The 18,996-nt window shown below is 69.7% G+C and carries 11 protein-coding genes; 3 read left to right on the top strand and 8 right to left on the bottom strand.

Annotated elements, in window-relative coordinates:
* Window positions 1–18: 18 nt before the first annotated feature.
* The 3 genes from JYJ93_RS25700 to JYJ93_RS25690 all read right to left on the bottom strand — a co-directional run bounded on the left by JYJ93_RS25700 (window position 19) and on the right by JYJ93_RS25690 (window position 9,346).
* Window positions 19–1,866, bottom strand: a complete 1,848-nt coding sequence (locus JYJ93_RS25700; protein ID WP_206795737.1) for a metallophosphoesterase — start codon at window positions 1,864–1,866, stop codon at window positions 19–21.
* 200 nt (window positions 1,867–2,066) lie between these two features.
* Window positions 2,067–8,057 (bottom strand): ATP-binding protein, encoded by a 5,991-nt coding sequence (locus tag JYJ93_RS25695; protein ID WP_206800467.1) that lies wholly within the window; start codon window positions 8,055–8,057, stop codon window positions 2,067–2,069.
* 353 nt (window positions 8,058–8,410) lie between these two features.
* Window positions 8,411–9,346: an AraC family transcriptional regulator gene (locus JYJ93_RS25690; protein ID WP_206795735.1), complete on the bottom strand. Its 936-nt coding sequence runs from the start codon at window positions 9,344–9,346 to the stop codon at window positions 8,411–8,413.
* Between the two features lie 147 nt (window positions 9,347–9,493).
* Here JYJ93_RS25690 and JYJ93_RS25685 point away from each other — a divergent pair, with 147 nt between their 5' ends.
* On the top strand, window positions 9,494–9,919 hold the full coding sequence (locus JYJ93_RS25685; protein ID WP_206795733.1) for a DUF4267 domain-containing protein: 426 nt from the start codon (window positions 9,494–9,496) through the stop codon (window positions 9,917–9,919).
* Window positions 9,920–9,932: 13 nt separating this feature from the next.
* Here the strand turns inward: JYJ93_RS25685 and JYJ93_RS25680 are convergent, their stop codons facing one another.
* The 4 genes from JYJ93_RS25680 to JYJ93_RS25665 all read right to left on the bottom strand — a co-directional run bounded on the left by JYJ93_RS25680 (window position 9,933) and on the right by JYJ93_RS25665 (window position 17,634).
* Window positions 9,933–10,328: a hypothetical protein gene (locus JYJ93_RS25680; protein ID WP_206795732.1), complete on the bottom strand. Its 396-nt coding sequence runs from the start codon at window positions 10,326–10,328 to the stop codon at window positions 9,933–9,935.
* 173 nt (window positions 10,329–10,501) lie between these two features.
* Window positions 10,502–13,780, bottom strand: a complete 3,279-nt coding sequence (locus JYJ93_RS25675) for a kelch repeat-containing protein (RefSeq protein WP_206795729.1) — start codon at window positions 13,778–13,780, stop codon at window positions 10,502–10,504.
* Window positions 13,781–13,894: 114 nt separating this feature from the next.
* A complete protein-coding gene (locus tag JYJ93_RS25670; protein ID WP_206795719.1) occupies window positions 13,895–15,292 on the bottom strand; it encodes a DUF1552 domain-containing protein in 1,398 nt (465 codons plus the stop codon).
* A gap of 5 nt (window positions 15,293–15,297) precedes the next feature.
* Window positions 15,298–17,634 carry a DUF1588 domain-containing protein gene (locus JYJ93_RS25665; RefSeq protein WP_206795712.1) on the bottom strand — a complete coding sequence of 779 codons (2,337 nt, stop codon included), beginning with the start codon at window positions 17,632–17,634 and terminating at the stop codon, window positions 15,298–15,300.
* An 86-nt stretch (window positions 17,635–17,720) separates the two neighbouring features.
* Between JYJ93_RS25665 and JYJ93_RS25660 the strand changes: the two genes are divergently transcribed.
* The gene (locus JYJ93_RS25660) at window positions 17,721–18,245 is read left to right on the top strand and encodes a DUF1993 domain-containing protein (protein WP_206795710.1); all 525 of its coding nucleotides are present in this window, start codon (window positions 17,721–17,723) and stop codon (window positions 18,243–18,245) included.
* A 27-nt stretch (window positions 18,246–18,272) separates the two neighbouring features.
* Complete coding sequence (locus tag JYJ93_RS25655; RefSeq protein ID WP_206795708.1) at window positions 18,273–18,536, top strand: hypothetical protein; 264 nt, start codon at window positions 18,273–18,275, stop codon at window positions 18,534–18,536.
* A 79-nt stretch (window positions 18,537–18,615) separates the two neighbouring features.
* Here JYJ93_RS25655 and JYJ93_RS25650 read toward each other — a convergent pair whose 3' ends face one another.
* Window positions 18,616–18,987, bottom strand: a complete 372-nt coding sequence (locus JYJ93_RS25650) for a YccF domain-containing protein (RefSeq protein WP_206795706.1) — start codon at window positions 18,985–18,987, stop codon at window positions 18,616–18,618.
* Window positions 18,988–18,996: the final 9 nt, after the last annotated feature.

Here is an 18,996-nt window from a genome sequence, read left to right as displayed (position 1 = left end):
TGCCTCCCGCCTGCGGCCTCAGCGCCGGGTTGGCGGCTGGAATGCGGGCACCTTCACCGTCCTCAGGTCATGGTCATCCGCGGGGTCGAGGAACTCCGTCTTCCCGTCCTCGCTATTGATGACGCCCACCGTGAAGGACGTGTCGGTGAACTGCACGAGCAGGAAGGTGTGCATGTCGGAGGAGCCGCTCAGGAACACAGGGATCTTCGTGTCTGTCACCTGGGTCCTGTAGCCATGATCCTCATGGATGTGGCCGGCGAAGATGGCCACCACGTTCTGCCCTTTGATGGCCTCCAGGAACGCCGGGTCGTCCTGCTTCATGTGCTCCCCGTAGTCATGCATGTTGAGGATGATCTTGCGGCCCGCGGCGGTCGCGTCGGCCAGATCCTTCTTCAGCCAGTCGATGGACGGGGAGATGTCGATGGCCTTCGCCGAGTACGTTGGGTAGTTGTGGAGCTGCACGAAGTGATAGCTCCCCTGGTTCCACGAGTACGCGAGGCTCCGCTTTTCGAAGCTCTGGATGAGGGAGGCCGGGAAGTTGGGCACTTTGTCGCAGTGGATCATCGTCTTGATGAAGTCCCGGGCGTTGGCCGCCGCGCCGTTGCTCCCGAGCGTGAGGTAGTAGGGCGGTTCGAGCCACCAGCCATCCCCCAGGTTGTTGGCGTAGTCGTGATTGCCCAGGCCGATGAAGAGCGGCCAGCGCAGGGTGCCCGGCAGCGTGTAGTAGCGCTCGAAGAGGTCCACCTGCCAGTCGAACCAGTACGCCGTCAGGTCTCCATTGATGATGACGCCCCGGGGCTTCTGGATGGGCGCGCCGCCTCCCTCGATGTTCGGCGCGGAGGGCCACACTCCGGTGGTGCCCGGCTGGAGCGGATTGGACGCGCGTTGGATGTCATTCATCGCCCGGACCTGGTCGCTGTTGGCGCGTTTGGAGTTGCGCTTCGTGCACTTGTCGTCGTCACACGGCGGCGAGTCCTTCCACCAGGGGAACTGGGGGTCGGAGGCGATGATCATCGTGAAGGCGTTGAGGTCCGACACCGGAGGCATTGTCTTGGTGAAGCTCGGCGTCGCGCAGGTAGGGGGGACCGTCCCCGCGCCCCGGCCATAGGAGTCCTTCGGGATGATGTGCGCGTCCTTGCGGCACAGCGCGCCGTCGTCCTTGTAGCCGTCCGGGCATGACGTCCAGCACACCGGGCCGACGCCGTGGTAGCTGGCCTTGCACTTCAGATAGCAGAGCGCGCCGTCCTGTTCCTCGTCGGCGCCGCAGGTGTGCATGGGGCTGCCCGCGCCCCGGCCATAGGAGTTCTTGGCGAAGATGTGGGCGTCCCGCCAGCAGGTGCAGCCATCGTTCCTGTAGCCCGAAGGGCAGCGAGAGCAGCCCTTGTCAAAGGTCAGGCCGCACTTGTCATACGCGGCGCAGCGCGAGGTGTTGGCGCTCTTGGCCTTCGCATCGCGCCGGCACAGGGCCCCGTCGTCCTTGTAGCCGTCCGGGCACTTCTGCCAGCACACCGGGCCCACGCCATCGTAATTCGTCCTGCACTTCGGGTAGCACAGCCCGCCATCCTGCTCTTGTTTGTCGCCGCACCCGAACAGCGTGCCGGCCCCGCGGCCATAGGAGTCCTTCGGGATGATGTGCGCGTCCTTGCGGCACAGCGCGCCATCATCCTTGTAGCCGTCCGGGCAGTCTGCCCAGCAGACCGGGCCCACGCCCTTGAAGTCTTCCTTGCACCGCTCGTAACAGAGCCCGCCTTCGTAGTGCTTCCCGCGGTTGCAGGTCGTCTCCACGTTGCGAGGCTCTTCGTCCGCGCCGGAGCGGACCGGCACACCCACGCACAGCATCGCGAGCAGCAGCCACGCGCTCTTCATGTCACGTCCCCCTCTTGCGGTCTCGTGCACCGGGACCGGGATGGGACGCCGACAGAGCAATCCAGGCGCCAACCCCGCTGCTCACGGCGGTCCGGAGTGTTTCATCGGGCCGGTGCCGCGCGCCGTGCGTCCGTTGCGTACGCAGCGAACGCGACACGCGTTGCGTCCGCACGCAGGCCCCGTGCTACCGCCACCGGAGCTCAGCTTGCCGGGGGCACGTCCAGCGGCAGCACCGTGACGAGGGTGGCGCCTCCACCCTCCGTGGGCTCCAGGTGGATGCTCCCTCCGTGGGCCTCCGCGATGTGGCGGGCCATCCACAGGCCCAGCCCGAAGCCGCCATGGTGGTTCGCGGGGACCGCGCGCTCGAAGCGCCCGAAGACGCGCTCCTGGTCCTCCGGCCCAACACCGTCGCCATGGTCCCGGACCGCGAGGCTCACCCGGCCCGCCGCGCTCGCCACGCGGACCTCTACGGGCCTGCCCGTCCCGAACTTGAGCGCGTTGTCCACGAGGCTGTCGAGCAACTGGTCCAACCTCGCGCGGTCGTAGTGCCCCACCACCGGCAGGGGCGCATCGAGCGTCAGCACGCAGTCCGCGCGAAGCGCCTTCTCCCGAGATCGCTCCACCACGGCGGCCGCGAGCCGCGCCAGGTCGATCTCCTCACGTGAGAGGTCCAGCGGCCCGGTGACGAACTCCGACACGTCCACCAACTGCTCCACCAGGCGCGCCAGGCGCTGGAGGTGCTTCTCCGTCGCCCGTGCCTTGACCCGCGTGGCCTCCGCCGTCACGTCCGCGGCCGGGACGTCCAGGCCGCGCACCAGGGACTGGATGTTGAGCGACAGGGCGCTCACGGGCGTGCGCAGTTCATGGCTGACCAGCCGGAGGAACTCGTCCCGCGTCCGCACGGACTCGCGCAGCGCGTCCCGTTCCACCTCGTTGCGGACCACCTCCCGGCGCACGCGGGCCATCTCCAACTGGGTGCGCACCCGCACCAGCAGCTCGCGCGCGGAGAACGGCTTCACCAGGTAGTCATCCGCGCCGCTCTCCAGGCCCTCCACCGTGGCCTCGTCGCCCGCTCGCGCGGACAGCAGGATGATGGGGATGGCGCGCGTGCGCTCGTCGGCGCGCAGCGCGCGCACCAGGCCGAAGCCATCCAGCACCGGCATCATCACGTCGGAGAGGATGAGGTCCGGCGGCCGGACGCGCGCCTGCTCCAGCGCTTCCTGTCCGTGGCGGGCGGTCTCCACGTGCGGGAAGCCGTGCTTGAGCAGCCCCGTGACGTAGGTGCGTAGGTCGGCGTTGTCGTCCACCAGGAGGATGCGGGAGCGCGCGAGCTCCAGGGGAACCTCCGAGTCCAGCGCCCCGGACTCGGGAGCGGCCACGGCGTCCGCGGCGCTGACGTCCGTGGACCAGCGGCGCGCCTCCTCCACGAAGGGGGTTGCGCCCGAGGGCACCGGGTGGGGCCGGGACGTGCGCTCGACGCGCTCCGGGGGCAGGTGCTCCGTCCCCCGGGGCAGCCGCACGGTGAAGGTGGTGCCCGTTCCCAGCTGGCTCGTCACCGCGACGCCGCCCCCATGCAACTTCACCAGCTCCTGCACCAGCGCGAGCCCGATGCCCGTCCCCTCATGGCTGCGGCCCTGGGTGACGCGGACGCGGTAGAAGCGCTCGAAGACGCGCGGGAGCTCCTCCTCGGGGATGCCCACCCCCGTGTCCGCGACGCGCAACACGGCCTGCGCGTCCTCCCACCGCAGGCTCACGCGGATCTCCCCGTGGTAGGTGTACTTCACCGCGTTGGAGATGAGGTTGAGGACAACCTTCTCCCACAGCTCCGGGTCCACGTAGACGGGTTCGGGCAGGGGAGGGCAATCCACCACCAGCCGCAGGCCCGCGCTCTCCACCGCGGACTGGAAGGCGCTCGCGAGGTTCGTGGTGAAGACAGACAGGTCCACGGGCGCGTAGCGGGCCTGGGCCCGTCCCGCCTCCATCCGGGAGAAGTCGAGCAGGGTGTTGACCATCTTGTAGAGCCGCAAGGCATTGCGGCGCACCAGCTCCAGCGGCTCTCCCTCCAGCGCCTTCTCCGGCTTCGCCAGCGCGTCCTCCACGGGGCCAAGGATGAGCGTGAGCGGGGTGCGGAACTCGTGGCTGACATTGCTGAAGAACGCCGTCTTCGCCGCGTCCAGCCGGGCCAGCTCCTCGGCCCGCTGCTTCTCCTGCTCGTAGGCACGGGCGCTGGAGATGCTGGCGGAGAGCTGCCGCGCCAGCAGTTGCAGGAAGCCTCGGTACTCGTCGTCCAGCACGCGCAGCGGGCTCAGGCCCGCCACGAGCACGGCCAGGGTGTCGGTCTCCGCGCCCATGGGCACCGGGAGGAGCAGGGCGCGCGTCGTGGGTTCGGGCCAGGGGCCGCCGGAGAGGGGACCGAAGCGCCCGGCCAGGTCCTCCAGCAGGACCTCCTGCCGCGCCCCCGCGACGCTCGCCAGGGGCCACGAGGATGGGGTGTCCGCCGCCAGCGTCACGGGCGCGGCGGCCGTCCCGCGCTCCAGGCCCGCGCAGCTGACCAGGCGCGCCTGATCCGCCTTCACCAGGTAGAGCAGCGCGAAGGGCGCGTCGTGCGCCGCCTGCGCGAGGACGTCCTCCAGCGAGCGGAAGACGCCCTCGACCGTCTTGTCCAGCGCCGTGCGGATGGACAGCTCCCGGAGGATGGCCAGCCGGCGGTCGCCCACCACCTGCCGGGTCGTCTCGCTCGCGATGGCGAACATGCCGGCGATCTCCCCCGACTCGCCGATGGTCGGGTTGTAGGACCAGGTGAAGTACGACTCCTCCCGCAGGCCGCCAGGGCGGCGCGCGAAGTTGACGTTCCCGTCCTCGATGTAGATGGGCTCGCCCGTGTCCTGGGCGCGCTGGATCAACGGGCCCAGCTGCCCCCACTCCTCGACGAGCGCCTCGCTGCCGCGCGCGCCCAGCGTCTGGGGATGCTTCGCCCCCAGGATGGGCCGGAACGGGTCGTTGTAGAGCATGCGCAGCTCGGGGCCCCAGAAGAGGATGATGGGGTAGGGCGAGCGCAGCATCGTGCTGACCGACGTCCGCAGGGACTGGGGCCACTGCTCCAGCGGGCCCAGCGAGTTCGTGGACCAGTCATGGGCCCGCATCATGGCGCCCATGTCGCCGCCCTGCTGGATGAAGGGCTCCTCCATGGCCGGGGGCGCTGACGGCGTGGGCTCCGGCGGTGGCGTGTGCGGCACGGAGGCGGCGAGCGCCTGGGACCCGTGCTCGCGCGGCAGGGTGAAGTGGAAGATGGTGCCCTGGCCGGGCGCGCTCTCCACCCAGATGTGCCCGCCGTGGCTCTCCACGATGCCCTTCGTGATGGAGAGGCCCAGGCCATGTCCGTCGCGCCGCCGCTGCGACGCGTGCCAGTAGCGGTCGAAGAGGTGCGGCCGCACGCTGGCGGCGATGCCCGGGCCGGTGTCCGCCACGCTGAAGCGCAGCGCGTCCGTGCCGGGCTCGCTGCCCACCCGCAGGTGGAGGCTGCCGCCAGCGGGGGTGAACGTCAGCGCGTTGGACAGCAGGTTCCCGAGCGCTTGAAGCAGGCGCTCCCTGTCGCACCACAGGGTGAGCCCGGGCTCCTGCTCCACGACGAACCCCAGGCCCTTCTCCGCCGCCTGGGGCTCGAAGATCTCCCGGGCATCGCGGAGCAGCTCCGCCACCGGCTGCGGGCGGCCTTCGATGGCGAGCGTCCCCGCGTCGATGCTGGCCAGATCGAGCAGGTCCTCGATGAGCCGGTTCATCCGCTCCACGGAGCGGCGGATGGCGTCGGCCTGCTTGCGCGCGCGGGCAGTCGCCTCGGATTCGGGCGGCAGCCGCTGGAGCAGCTCCGTGGCGGCGCGGATGGCGGTCAGCGGGGAGCGCAGGTCGTGGCTGACGACGGCGAGCGTCTCCTCGCGCAGGCGCGTGGCGCGGCGGGACGCCTCGAGCAGCCGCTGGGTCTCCTCCGCGTGCGCGCGCTCCGCGGCCAGGGCCTCCTGCCTCAGCCGCGCGACCGTGAGCTGGGCGTTGACGCGTGCGATGAGCTCGTTCGCGGAGAAGGGCTTGACGAGGTAGTCGTCCGCGCCGCTGTCGAGCCCCGCGATGGTGGCCTCCTCCCCCGCGCGCGCGGACAGCAGGATGATGGGGATGGCGCGGGTGCGCTCGTCCGTGCGCAGGGCCTGGACCAGTTGCAGGCCATTCACCCCCGGCATCATCACGTCGGAGACGATGAGGTCGGGCGCCTGCGCGCGCGCGGCGGCGAGCGCGGCCCCGCCCTCGTTCACCGCCTCCACGCTCCAGCGGGGCTCCAGGAGCCGGGTGAGGTAGGCGCGCATGTCCGCGTTGTCGTCCACCACCAGGATGCGGGCGTCCGCGCGGACGGTGGGCCGCGTCGCGACGGGCGCGGCCCCGCTCCACTGGGAGAGCTCCGCGAGGAACGCGCTGGGGCCAATGCCGGTGGCCGGGAGAGTTGGCGCCGGCGCACCCGGACTCCGGGGCAGGTGCGCGGAGCCGGTGGGCACGAGGACGTGGAAGGTGCTCCCCTGGCCCGGCGCGCTGGTCACCGTCACGCGTCCCCCGTGCAGGTGCACCAGCTCCCGCACCAGCGACAGGCCAATGCCGGTGCCCTCGTGGCTGCGCCCCCGCGCGCCCTCCACGCGGTGGAAGCGCTCGAAGACGCGGGGCTGCTCCTCCTCCGGGATGCCGATGCCCGTGTCCTGGACGGTGAGCTCCACCTGCTCGCCAAGCCACTTCAGCGCGACGCGAATCCCTCCCTCGAAGGTGAATTTGAACGCGTTGGAGAGGAGGTTGAGGACGACCTTCTCCCAGAGCGAAGGGTCCACGTAGACGGGCTCGGGCAGCGCCGGGCAGTCCACGCGCAGCGTGAGCCCGGCGGCTGCGGCCGCGGCGGTGAAGTTGCTGGCGAGGTCCACGGTGAGCGCGGAGAGGTCCGTGGGGACGAAGGACACCTGGGCGCGCCCCGCCTCCAGGCGGGCGAAGTCGAGCAGCGTGTTGACCAGCTTCTGCAGGCGCAGGCCGTTGCGGCGCACCACCTCCTGGCGCTCCCGCTGCGCCGGAGGCAGGGGCTGCCGGTCATCCGCGAGGCCGTCCTCGATGGGGCCCAGCATCAGGGTCAGCGGCGTGCGGAACTCGTGGCTCACGTTGCTGAAGAAGGCCGTCTTCGCGCGGTCGAGCTCCGCCAGGGCCTCCGCCCGCTTCTTCTCCTCTTCGTAGGCGCGGGCGTTGCCGAGCGCCGTCGCGAGGTGATCCGCCACCAGCCCCAGGAACCCGCGGTAGTCGTCGTCCGGGGCGCGCCTCGCGCTCACACCCGCCACGAGGAAGCCATAGGGGAGCTCGGCGCCGGCCCGCGTGATGGGGAAGAGCCACGCCGTGCGGGGGGACTCCGGCCACCTTCCGCCGGGCAGCGGCCCGAAGCGCGCCTGCACGTCCGGGACGAACCTGGGCCCCTGGGCGTCGGCCGCCTCCGCGAAGGGCCACGCCGCGCCGGCCGTGTCCGTGCCGAAGAGCGCGGCGGGCGTGGCGGTGTCCTGCCCCCAGCCCGCCGTGGCCACCAGCTCCAGGCCCTGGCCCGCGTCCCCCTGGCGGTACAGCAGGGCGAAGGGGATGTCGAAGCCGTTGGCCTCCAGCGCGACCGCCGCTTCGCGCCAGGCGTCCTGCTCGCGCTTCACCGTCCCCGCCCGTGCCGCCAGGTCCCGCAGCGTCCGCAGCCGCCGCTCGCCGAGCACCCGGCCGGTGGTCTCCGTGAGGGTGACCAGCACGCCTCCGACACCGCCGGTCTCATCCCGGATGGGACTGTAGGAGTAGGTGAAGTAGCACTCCTCGAGATAGCCATTGCGGTCCAGGGGCAGCATCCAGTCCTCGGAGCCGACCGCGGTGCCCTGTCTGACGCCCTCGAACATCGGGCCGATGATGTGCCAGCTCTCCGCGAACGTGCTCTGCGCGCCGTGGCCCATGGCGGCCGGGTGTTTCGTCGCGCCCAGCACCGGCCGGTAGCCGTCGTTGTAGAACTGGACCAGCTGGGGTCCCCACGCGATGTACATGGGGAAGCGCGACTCGAGCAGGATGCTCACCGCTGTGCGCAGGGACTGGGGCCACGTCCCGGGCGCTCCCACGGGAGTCCGTGTCCAGTCGATGGAGCGCATGAGCGCGCCCATCTCGCCTCCGCCTTCGAGCACCGCTGCCGCCTCGCGGCGGTGAACGTCCGACGTCATGGGGTCGCTGGGGGCCGTCGTGCCCGTGCGGGTCGAGGAGCTCATCAATCGCACTCGTTAACACACGCAAAACGGGGCCGGGCGGAGCCTGTCTCGCGAAGGTTGGCCCCTCGACGTGGGCCCCGGAAGGCGACCGGCCAGACCCCTCCTCGGAGAGGCTGCCCGCATGCCCGCCGTCAGGACGGGCGGACGTCCGCCGCCCCCGCCGGCTACAGCGGGGGGCCCGTTGCCTTGGGCGCTCCCTGGGGCTTGCTGGCGTACATCCGCGGAGCGTTTTCAAGCGTTCCCTCTCCGGCTCAACCCTCACGGGCCTTGCGGCGGTACTCGCCGGGAGGCACGCCCATCTCCCGCCGGAAGGCCCGATTGAAGGCGAACTCGGACTCGTAACCCACGCGGCCCGCGATGGCCGCGAGCCCGTCCTGTCCCTCACGCAGCGCGTGCGCGGCCTCCTGCATCCGGAGCCGCGTGAGGTACTCATGCGGTGCCACGCCCACCTCGCTCGCGAAGCGCCGCGCGAGCGTCGCCCTCGAGGTCCCCGAGCGCCGCGCCAGCTCGCTCACGGTCCAGCCGTGCCCCGGCTCCGCGTGCATCCAGCCCAGGGCGCTGGCGAGCGTCGGATCGCCGAGCGCCCCCAACCAGCCCGCGCCGCCCGGCGGCTGCGCGTCGGCCCAGGCGCGAAGCACCTGCACCAGGAGGATGTCGAGCAACCGGGAGACGATGACCGAGGCGCCCCGCTCACCCCGCTCGTACTCCCGTTCGAGCAGCGACACCGTGGGCAACAGCGCACGCGCGTCCTCGGAGGCCCCGCGCAGGTGGACCCGCTCGGGAAGCAGCCGCAACACGGGGTGCGCCCCCGGTTCGTCGAACGCGTAGAAGCCGCAGAGCACCCGCGACTCCACGCCGTCCCCGCCCAGCACATACGCGGAAGCCCCTTCGCCACGTGTCGCCAGCCACTCCTCCACCGGCAGCTTGGGGCTGCGGGGCGAGTCCGCCATGGAATGCCCGTCGCCGCGCGGCAGCAGCACGACATCCCCCGGCCCCAGCGCGACGGTGTCCCGGCCCTGCGTGAGGTGGCAGGAGCCGGCGAGGACCAGATGCAGGGACGCCGAGGCCGTGGGAGCAAAGCGCAGCCCCCAGGGGGCCCGCGCCACGGTGCGGCAGTAGAGCTGCCCGCGCAGTCGGGTCCGCTCGAGGATCTGCCCCAGCAGGTCGGAGGCGTGTGAGAGGGCCATGGCCTTGAGGCTAGCAGCGGGCTGTCCCCAACGCTCGCGCCTTGAGCGTTTCAGACAAAAGGTTGAGCCATCCGCGAATGGCCACTTCGCGGTCCGGACGTCACATTCACGTCCATGAACGACACCCGCGCTGCCGCTGGAGGCCTCATGAACCCGAACCCCTCACCATTGTCCTGGAAGCTCACCTCGCCCACGGCCCTGGCCACCTTGCTGCTGGGCGCCTTCATGCTGTTCCTCAGCCTCAACGCCGTGCGGGACCCGCTCAGCGCGGCCAGGGGCTTCGGTCTGCGCGACTCCGGGAGCGAGGTCATCCCCTGGCTGTACGTGAAGGCGGGCCGGGACCTGGGCGTGGCCCTGGCGATGTTCGCCCTGGTGGCCATCCGGCAGCGGCAGGCCGCGGGCGCCTTCGTCCTCGCCTGCATGGTGATGCCCCTTGTGGACGCGCTGACCGTGATGCGTGGCGGTGCCTCACTCGCCTTCGCGCTCGCGGTCCACGGGAGCGCGGCGCTCTACGGCGTCGTACTGGCCGCCGCGCTGCTCCGCCCCCGGAAGGTGCCCGCTGTTGTGTCCTGATGCGCTTTGCCGGTTACCCGCCGACAGCGGGCAGGTCGCACTCCCAGGTACCCTGGTACGAGCAGATGCAGTTGCTGGGCGTCTGTTCGTCCACGCAGCAGTCCGTCCAGACGTTGGGGCCCACGTTGCAACTGGAGCCATGCATGGACCAGCACGACCCGGCGGTGCAGGCGCCGCCAGTCGGGGGCGGGGGGCAGTACTGGTAGACGCCATCACACTGCACGCTGAAGCCATCCACCGCGGAGCAGGCGGAGCCCTGACAGGAGAGCGTCCCCGTCTGGCAGGTCGTCGAACACGAGACGAGGGCTCCGGACTGCTGACCCCATTCTTCTGGGGATTCATTGGACGCCAGACCACCACAGGCCGTCAGGCCGGCCCACATCGCGGACAACATCAGGAAGCGCTTCATCCACGGTCCTTGCAGGAGGAGAGAGGAATTGAAGCACGACGCTGGCGGCCAGGCGAGGCTTGCGAGCCCTGCGCCACCGGCACAATCCCAGCCATACCCTGAGCAGTCGTGGCGCGAACCTGCCCAGGCGGTGCGCGCCGATGTTCCGTCGGCCGTCGCGAGGCGGGCTGGGATCAGGGGGTATAGACCTCTCCCGGTCCTTCGGAGGTCCCCATGACGAGGACCCTGCCGTCGAGCAGCCGTGTCGCTTGGTGCCCGCTGCGAGGTTCGGTCATGGAGCCGGTCGCACTCCAGGTGCCCGACGTGGGGTCATAGAGTTCCGCCGACGAGAGAAGGATCCGGGGAGGATCCGGCGGGAAGGGATAGACCTCTCCTCCCGCGACGAGGACCTTGCCGTTGAGCAGCAGCGTGGCTGAGTGCCCGTTGCGACCACTCATGCCACCGGTAACGCTCCAGGTGCCCGAGGCCGGATCGTACAACTCCGCTGCCCTCGAGACTTGATCGGATACGTAGTCGTATCCCCCCGCGATGAGGACCTCTCCATTGGCCAGCAGCGTCGATGAGCTGGTGGCGGTTCTGGCGATTCCGATGGGGGCGTCGGTCGTGCTCCAGGCATCCGAGACCGGGTCGTACAGCCTCCACAGGGGATTGCTCCGGAAGAGGACCTGTCCGTTGGCCAGCAGCGTCGCGGGCCCGAAGTGGGGCGGGGGTGGGGTGGGGCTCGCGGTCCAGGTATCCGACGCGGGATCGTAGAACCACATCGCCGAGCTTGATTCAGCGAGGACCTGGCCGCTGGGCAGCAGCGCCACCAGACGCAGGGGCTCGGGCAGTGCGTGGGCGGCGCTCCAGGTGCCCGAGGTCGGATCGTACAGCTCCGCCGTCAGGAGGGGAGCGCTGAGGGTTCCTCCTCCCCAGACGAGAATCCTGCCATCGAGCAGTGGCGTCGCCGTGTGCCCGCCGCGCGCCGCGGCCATCGAGCCGGTCGCGTGCCAGGTGTTCCAGGTCGGGTCGTACACTTCCGCGGTTGCGAGAGGAACTCCACTGGGAGAGACACCGCCCGCGATGAGGACCTGTCCATCGGGCAGCAGGCTCACCGACTGCCCGAGGCGAGGCTCGAGCGTGGCGCTGATAGGGCTCCAGGTGCCCGAGGGTGGGCCGAACACCTCCGCCGTCGCCGTGAGGCCACCGGCGACCAGGACCCGGCCGTCGGGCAACAGCGTCGCCGTGTGGCCATCGTGCCCTTCGGCCATGGGCTCCGTCAGGAGCCAGGTGCCCGAGGCCGGATCGTACACCTCCGTCACCTCGCGGAAGGGCCCCACGACGAGGACCTGACCGTTCAGCAGCAGGGTCGCCGTATGTGTATAGGCAGGCAGGAGCAGGGAGCCCGTCTCACTCCAGGTGTTCGAGCTGGGGTCATACAGCTCCGCCATCGTGGGGAGCGGAGTGTCTCCACCTGCGACGAGGACTCTTCCGTCGGGCAGCAGGGTCGCCGTGTGCTCGTAGCGAGTCGAGAGCATGGAAGCTGCGGCGCTCCAGGTGTCCGAGCTGGGATCGTACAGCTCCGCCGTCGCGAGGGCTCCGCTGTCGAAGTCGTATCCCCCGGTCACGAGGACCTTGCCGTTGGGCAGCAGCGTCGCCGTGTGCCCGTAATAGCGATGTGAAGTCATGGGACCGGTCGCGGCCCATGTGCCGGAGCTCGGGTCATACACTTCCGCGAAGGGACCCACGTTGGTGGTGTCGCCTCGTCCGACGACAAGGACCTTGCCATCGGGCAGCAGTGTCGCCGTGTGCCCCAGGCGAGGGGCGGTCATGGAGCCGGTGGCACTCCAGGTGCCCGAGGCCGGATCATAGAGCTCTGCGGTCACGAGGGGGGTGTCGTCACCACCGTCTCCCCCTGCGACGAGGACCTTGCCGTTGGGCAGCAGCGTCGCCGTGTGACTGAAGCGAGGCGTGGCCATGGAGCCGGTAGCACTCCAGGTGCCCGAGGTCGGGTTGTAGATCTCCGCTGTCTCGACAGCGGTGAAATTGCGAATGAGCGGAGGAATTTCGATCGCTCCCCCCGCGACGAGGACCCTGCCGTTGGGCAGCAGCGTCGCCGTGGCATCGAGGCGAGGTGTGCTCATCGATCCCGTCAGGACCCAAGCCCCCGCGGTGGAACAGTCTGGCAGCCCCGCCACCGGGAAGCTCCGGGTGACCCTCAGGCCGAAGGCATTGGTCACGGTGGCGGTGATGGTGGGAGTGGTGCTGGCCCTGACGCAGAGGGGGGCGGTCCAGGTGACGCGGCTGCGAGTGGCGTCACCCGTGGCCGTGTCCAGCACGCCCGCGGTGGCGGCCCAGGAGAACGACAGGGCGGAGCCCTCGGGATCGCTGGCGACCACCTCGTAGGTGAGCACCTGTCCGCCGGTGGCGGTGTCCGAGGAACGGTAGGAGCGAACGATGACGGGAGCGAGGTGGGGGACCGGGGGGCGGTGGCCCACGCAGAGGGCGACGGTGCCCGTGTTCTGCCCACCGCGCCCATCCCAGATCGAGACCGTCAGACGACAGTTGTTGCAGGCCCCTTCGGGCAGCGCCGTGGGCGTGAACAGGGGGGCGCTGGAGTGGGCGTTGATCCAGGTGCCCGCGCACGTCGCGCTCCAGGAGTAGGAGAGGCTGTCTCCCTCCGGGTCGGACGCGGAGACGGAGAGGGAGGTCTGCTGCCCGACGGCGAGCTGCGTGGGGACGGCGCTGAACGCGTCGACCCGCGGGGAGCTGTTGAAGGAGATGAGCAGCGCCGCTTCCCCCTCTGAACCGTCCTCGGTCACGTTGACGAGCAGGAGGAGGTTCGAGGCCAGTCCGCGTGAGTCCATCACGGTGAGGGAGAGCTGCTGCATTCCCGGGGAGTCAGGCGCCGTCCAGTACGTCGAGGCCGAGGAGGGCGAGGTGAAGGAGCCCGCGGTGGCGCTCCAGGCGTAGAAGAGCCTGTCACCCGGATTGGGGTCATGAGCCCTGGCGCTCAAGCTGATCTGGCGGCCCAAGGGCACGGAGGTGGAAGAGACCACCAGCGAGTCGATGAGCGGCGCCTCGTTGTCGAAGGGAGGCGGAGGGTTGAGCTCCTGGAGGGTGATGGCGACGAAGGTCGTCTGTCCGGCGAGGATGAAGACGCCGGAGGCGGAGCCCGAGAAGAGCAGGGTGCCCGAGGCGTCGAAGGCCTGGGCCAGGAAGGAGCGGTCCGGGCCCGCGGGGATGTTGCCAATGGTGCCACCCCAGACACCATCGGTCTGGGCCAAGTCCACGGTCACCGAGGGAATGTCCGGGCCACTCGAAGTGACGGAGACGCGGGAGATGCCAGAGGCGAGCGCCTGGGGCGCGGAGACGGCGAACCGCGCCGAGCCGGTGTCAGACGAAGTGGCGGAACAGCCCGCGAACAGCGCCAGGCTGAGTGCCAGCACCAGCGAAAACGAAGCTCTCCTCATGAAGCAGCCCCCCGTGTTCCCAGTTTCTCTGGGCAGGGGGGACTTTCAGGGATTGATGGAGGCGCTGCCTATTGCCCCAGCAGTCCGTGCTCCGTTACGTGCTGGACGCGCGGCTCAGCCATACAGCTCGCTCAGCGGTCCCGGCGCGATGCGCGTGCTGCCCTCCTGTCCGAAGGTGTTGAAGTCCGCGTCTCCGAACGCGTGGCCGAGCGTGTTGAAGAGGTTGGAGACCTGCCGGTTCCGGGGCGCGTCGTACTTTGGGTACACGACCGTGCGCCCGTCGGTTTTCAGGCCCAGCGCGTTGCCGCCCACCACGAGCTTCGGCCACTCACGCGAGGTGGAGTGGTGTTGCTCGCCGTTGTCGGACATGAAGACGATCGCCGTGTGATCCAGCATCGAGCCGCTCGCGCCGACTTCGGGCGTGGCGGCCAGCGTCCTGGCCAGGTTCGCCACCAACTGCACGTGGCGGCGGGTGACCTCGGCGACCTTCTCCCAGTTCTGCCCCGCATCCAGGCCGTGCTGCAGGTTGTGTCGCGCGACGTCGCTCACGTCCGGGCCGTAGGCCACGTCGAAGCCCGAGGTGCCCGTCGCCAGCACGACCGTGTTCGTCAGCCCGCCCAGAAGGGCCGCCGTGGCGATCTGGAACTGCGCCTCGAACCACTTCAGCGAGTCGGGCGGTGAGCCCGCGCCGGTGAGCAGCGGGTTGTCCTTGGGCGCTACGGGCAGGTAGGGCCGCACGCGGTCCGCCATTCCGGTGAGCTGATCCTCTCGCGTGCGCAGCGACTCGAGTGAGGAGACGTAGCGCTCCAGCTTCAGCCGCTCGTTGGAGTTGCCCTTGAACTCCGCCAGCGCCTTGCGCGAGTCGGCCAGCGCGAAGTCGAAGAGCATCTTGCGATCGCGCCCATTCGTCGAGCCGCCGAGCAGCGAGCCGAAGGTGCTGTCGAACGCGAGCGACGGGTTGACGATGATGCCCGCGGGCTTGCGGGGCCCGAGCGCGCAGGTCTCGTACACGATCGACACGCGCGCGGAGCTGGTGCCCAGGCGCAGCACGTCGAACGGTGCTCCCCGGCGCAGGCGGGGTGCGATCACCGCGTCGAAGGTCGCGCCCGCGCCGTTCACCGCGCAGCTCAGCCCGCCCGTCCCGCTGGAGTGCCCGCCGCCCGCGATGAGGTTCGAGAGCCCCAGCAGCACCGCGGAGCGGTTCACCAGGTCGATCTTGCCGGCAGACTCCGCCAGCGGCCCGAGGCTGATCGCGCTGGCGAGGTTGTCGCCCTCGCGCACCAGCGGCGTGTCCTTGTACGCGTCCCAGAAGAGGCGGTCGGACGTGTTGGCGCGTCCCCCCAGCGCCGCGCGCGTGCCCGTGCTCAGGAGCGCGCGGGGGTAGACGCCATTGCACTCGAGGACCAGCACCACGCGCGCCGGCAACGCCGACGACTGGGCATAGACGTCGCGGAAGTAGGGCGCGAATAGGCCGGCGGCCATGCCCTTCAGGACGGTTCGTCGCGAGAACATGGCAGTCACTCTCCAGCCTGCGGCGCACGCCGCGTCTTCCAGGTGTCGCTGGTCATCAGCGTGGTCAGCATCTTGGAGAACGAGCCGTGGTTCTGATCATAGGCCTGCTCCATCTGCGTCAGCGTGCAGGCGTCGGTCGGGTTCTCCGGGCGTCCCATGAAGTAGCGGAAGGCCTGCCGCACGAAGCAGCGTTTCACGTGCGGCGAGGTCGCCAGTCGCTCGCTCATTTCCACCGCGTCGCGCACCGGACCTTCCAGCGCGGGGTCCGGCATCGACGTGAGCGTCGAGCTTCCGTCCGGCGTGGTCCAGCCTCCGCTGGGCGAGTGATCCCGAGCGCGCAGGAAGCCCGCGTGGTTGTAGATCTCGAAGGGCAGGCCGAGCGGCTCCATCAGCCGGTGACAGCCCTGACACTGCGCTCCGGCGGTCGCCTCCTGCAGGCGGCGGCGCGCGTTCTTGTCGGCGGCGTGAGCGCCGACCTGGGCCGCCACCTGCACGCTGCTGAGCGGCGGGACGAAGCCGCACAGGAGGTTCTCGCGCACCCACTTGCCGCGGTGGACGATGGACGGATCGTCCTCGAAGTTGCCGCCGTGCGCGGCCAGCCACACCGGGTGGGTCAGCACGCCCGCGCGCTCCGTGGCAGGCAGCGTCTTCCAGCGGCCCGCGACGGTCGCCGGGAGGATCTCGCTGACGTTGTAGGGGTGCGAGAGGCCCTTGTGCGAGTCGTAGGCCGCGTTCTGCATGGACGGCACGTAGAAGGTGCGCGTGGTGAGCAGGTTCGCCAGCACGTCCTTGTCCTCGACCACCACCCGCGCGATCAGATCGTCGAACTGCTGGATGAAGGTCGGCTCCAGCGGATGGAAGTTGGTGAGCAGGTTGTCGTACGAGACCGAGCTGATGTAGCCGAGCCCCTCGAGCTCGAAGCGCGAGGTCGCCGCCGGGGACTCCTTGAACACCGCGGACACGTGCCCGTAGCCGAGCCACTCGCGGAAGAAGCCCGCGACGCCGTCACCCAGCCAGTACTGCCCGCGCTTGGAGCGCTGCTCCTCGTTGTAGTCCTGCACCAGGTCGAAGCGCGGGGTCCCGTTCTGGTTGGCGTCGACGCCGCCCAGGTACTTCTGGATCAGGGCCGCGGTCGTCGCATCCTGCGTGAGCGAGCCATCCTTCGCGGCGACGGCCACGTCCGCCAGATGTCCCTCGAGGGGCGCGGAATAGTACGGCCACACGAAGCTCGGCGTGGCCGAGGGCGCGCGCCCCGCCAGGGCGTAGGTCAGCTGCGAGCCCAGCTCGAGGCTGGTCAGTGCCACGCGACCGTCGGTCGGATCGCCACCCATCTCACGGCGGAACATGGCGCCGGTCATCATCCACGCGGCGTTGGAGATCCGCGTGATGGAGTCCGCGCGGATCTGCGGGGAGTAGCTCGGTTCCTGCGCGATGACCGTGGTCGCGAAGGCGGTGAGGCGGGTGAGCTCATCCTCGGTGGGCGGGCGGAAGAAGACGCCGAACTCGAGCATCTGGCCGAGGTGGAAGCGCTTGCAGGTGTCGCTCGGGTTCGCGTCGTTGAACATGCAGCTGAAGCGGTTGTTGGTGAAGACCCGCTCCATCCGGTTGCCGTCCGGGTAGTTCATCGTCCACGGCGAGGCGGCCGCGCCGACCACTGGCAGGAACAGCTCCACCGTGGCCTCGTCCAGCGTCTCGTCCGTGGCCCAGGAGCTGTATTGCTCGATGGCGCTGGGATCGAGCGGGTTGTCGTAGAAGCTGAACCCGGTCCAACTGCGCTCGACCGAGCCACCGACGTTGCGGGTGAACTCGCGCCGGTTCATGCGGCGGATGCGCGTCGGCGCATCCGAGCGCACGCCGTCGGTACAGGTGAAGAGCGCGGACTGATCGAGCAGGTTGGGCTCGGCCACCACGGTCACGGGCGGCCCGTCCGTGCCGCTGCAGAGGGGCATCCCCTCCTTGATCCAGGTCTCGAGCGCGGTGCGCTCGGCCGCGGTCGCGCGCTGATGGGGGGCTGGGGGCATCGGAGACGCGTCGTCGCGCATGCGGATGAGCGCGCGCTGGGCGTTGCTGAGCTTCCCATCCATCGCCGAGCTCACCCGCATGTCGTGCAGGGTGCGCAGCGGCATCGTCGCGCCCTGGGTCGGCATCGCGCCGTGACAGCTGGCGCAGCGATTGGCGAGCACCGACTGCACCACGCACGCGGCGCTCGCGTTCCCACCGGGATCCACCGGGTCCACTGGGTCCACGGGGTTGTTGGTGCCGCCGTCGTTGGTGTTTGGCCCGATGTTGCCCTTGCACGCAACGAGGCTCACCAGTGCGGCCAGCAGGAGGACGCGGTTCATCCGGCCAGTCTGGCATGGACGGCGGGTGAAACAGCAAGCGGGTTCCGCGAGACGGGCTCAGCGCGGTAAAATGCGAGGGAACGCCCATGACAACATCACTCTACGACCTCAGCGTGCCGACCTTCCTGCAGACCGTGAGGGCCGTGGCAGGCTTTCTCGACCGTGCGGCCAGACACTGCGCGGAGACGGGGGCGAATCCCGACGACTTCGTGAACGTGCGCCTCTTCGACGACATGGCGCCCTTCCACTTCCAGGTCGAAGCCACATGGCACCATTCCGTGTGGGGAGTGGAAGCTCTCAAGACGGGTGTGTTCTCCCCGCCGCCCTTGGTTGGACCCGTTCCTTTCGCCGACCTGCAGGCGATGATGGGCAAGTCGGAAGAGGCGCTGGAGGCGTTCACGCCCGACGAGATAAATCCATGCGCGGGCAAGGAGCTGGATCTTCAGATCGGTCCGCGGAGGCTCGCCTTCACGTCGGAGACGTTCATCCTCTCGTTCTCCTTGCCGAACTTCCATTTCCACGCTGTCACTGCCTACGACATCCTCCGCTCGCGCGGTGTACCGATCGGCAAGCGTGATTACGAAGGCCGGCTGCGCACGAGATCAGCCTGAGCCGGAGAGCCGTTGTGGGGGCAGCGGATGCCTCCCAAAGCTATCCTCTTCCGAATGACCATCCTTGAGCCGGTGTTGCTGGGCGGCGCACTCCTGGGATGCATCACGGGGGCGGTGTGGGGCTTCATCTCCGGCGGGTGGGCTTGGGGCGTGGGAGGCTTCTTCGCGGGCTTGCTGCTGGGCCCCATCGTCATTCCGCTCGTGCTCGCGGCCATGTCCATTCTGTTCATGGCAGTGATCTGGGGACCCCGGAAGACGTGGCGACACCTCAGGGGCCAGCAAGACGCGTAGCGACTCAGCGGGGCTGAGAGATGCGCTGAGCGCGACCGGCCCCGCCGCGTCCTCACGCGGCGGGAACCGGGGGAGGCGCTCAGCCGCGAATGCGCTTGCCGAAGGGCGCGAACGCGACCATTCCGAGCTTGAGGTGCTGCAGCGCGAACGGAATGCCGATGATCGTCAGCGCCAGGCCGACGCCGATGACGACGTTGGTGAGGAAGATCCAGATTCCAGCGAAGAGTGCCCAGACGACGTTGAGCCCGAAGCTCATCGCGCCCGCGCTGGGAAGATCCTCGATGTCCTTGCCGAAGGGCATCAGCGCGAGGCCGGCCATCTTGAAGCACTGCACGCCGAACGGGATGCCGACGAGGGTGAGGCAGAGCAACAGCCCACCGAGCAGGTACTCGAGGCAGAGCACCAGCCCTCCGCCGAAGATGATCCACAACAGGTTCAGGAGCAGGTTCATGATCGGTTT

Origin of the sequence: Corallococcus sp. NCSPR001 (genome assembly GCF_017309135.1) — a bacterium.
GTDB lineage: Bacteria > Myxococcota > Myxococcia > Myxococcales > Myxococcaceae > Corallococcus.
The sequence above is the reverse complement of the archived record's forward strand: the minus strand, read 5'-3'. Positions and strand labels throughout refer to the sequence as shown.

Excerpts from the sequence above, each read along its gene's own strand:
- JYJ93_RS25700 (WP_206795737.1), bottom strand. The coding sequence starts at position 1,866 with ATGAAGAGCGCGTGGCTGCTGCTCGCGATGCTGTGCGTGGGTGTGCCG.
- JYJ93_RS25695 (WP_206800467.1), bottom strand. The coding sequence starts at position 8,057 with ATGGGCGCGCTCATGCGCTCCATCGACTGGACACGGACTCCCGTGGGA.
- JYJ93_RS25690 (WP_206795735.1), bottom strand. The coding sequence starts at position 9,346 with ATGGCCCTCTCACACGCCTCCGACCTGCTGGGGCAGATCCTCGAGCGG.
- JYJ93_RS25685 (WP_206795733.1), top strand. The coding sequence starts at position 9,494 with ATGAACCCGAACCCCTCACCATTGTCCTGGAAGCTCACCTCGCCCACG.
- JYJ93_RS25680 (WP_206795732.1), bottom strand. The coding sequence starts at position 10,328 with ATGAAGCGCTTCCTGATGTTGTCCGCGATGTGGGCCGGCCTGACGGCC.
- JYJ93_RS25675 (WP_206795729.1), bottom strand. The coding sequence starts at position 13,780 with ATGAGGAGAGCTTCGTTTTCGCTGGTGCTGGCACTCAGCCTGGCGCTG.
- JYJ93_RS25670 (WP_206795719.1), bottom strand. The coding sequence starts at position 15,292 with ATGTTCTCGCGACGAACCGTCCTGAAGGGCATGGCCGCCGGCCTATTC.
- JYJ93_RS25665 (WP_206795712.1), bottom strand. The coding sequence starts at position 17,634 with ATGAACCGCGTCCTCCTGCTGGCCGCACTGGTGAGCCTCGTTGCGTGC.
- JYJ93_RS25660 (WP_206795710.1), top strand. The coding sequence starts at position 17,721 with ATGACAACATCACTCTACGACCTCAGCGTGCCGACCTTCCTGCAGACC.
- JYJ93_RS25655 (WP_206795708.1), top strand. The coding sequence starts at position 18,273 with ATGCCTCCCAAAGCTATCCTCTTCCGAATGACCATCCTTGAGCCGGTG.
- JYJ93_RS25650 (WP_206795706.1), bottom strand. The coding sequence starts at position 18,987 with ATGAACCTGCTCCTGAACCTGTTGTGGATCATCTTCGGCGGAGGGCTG.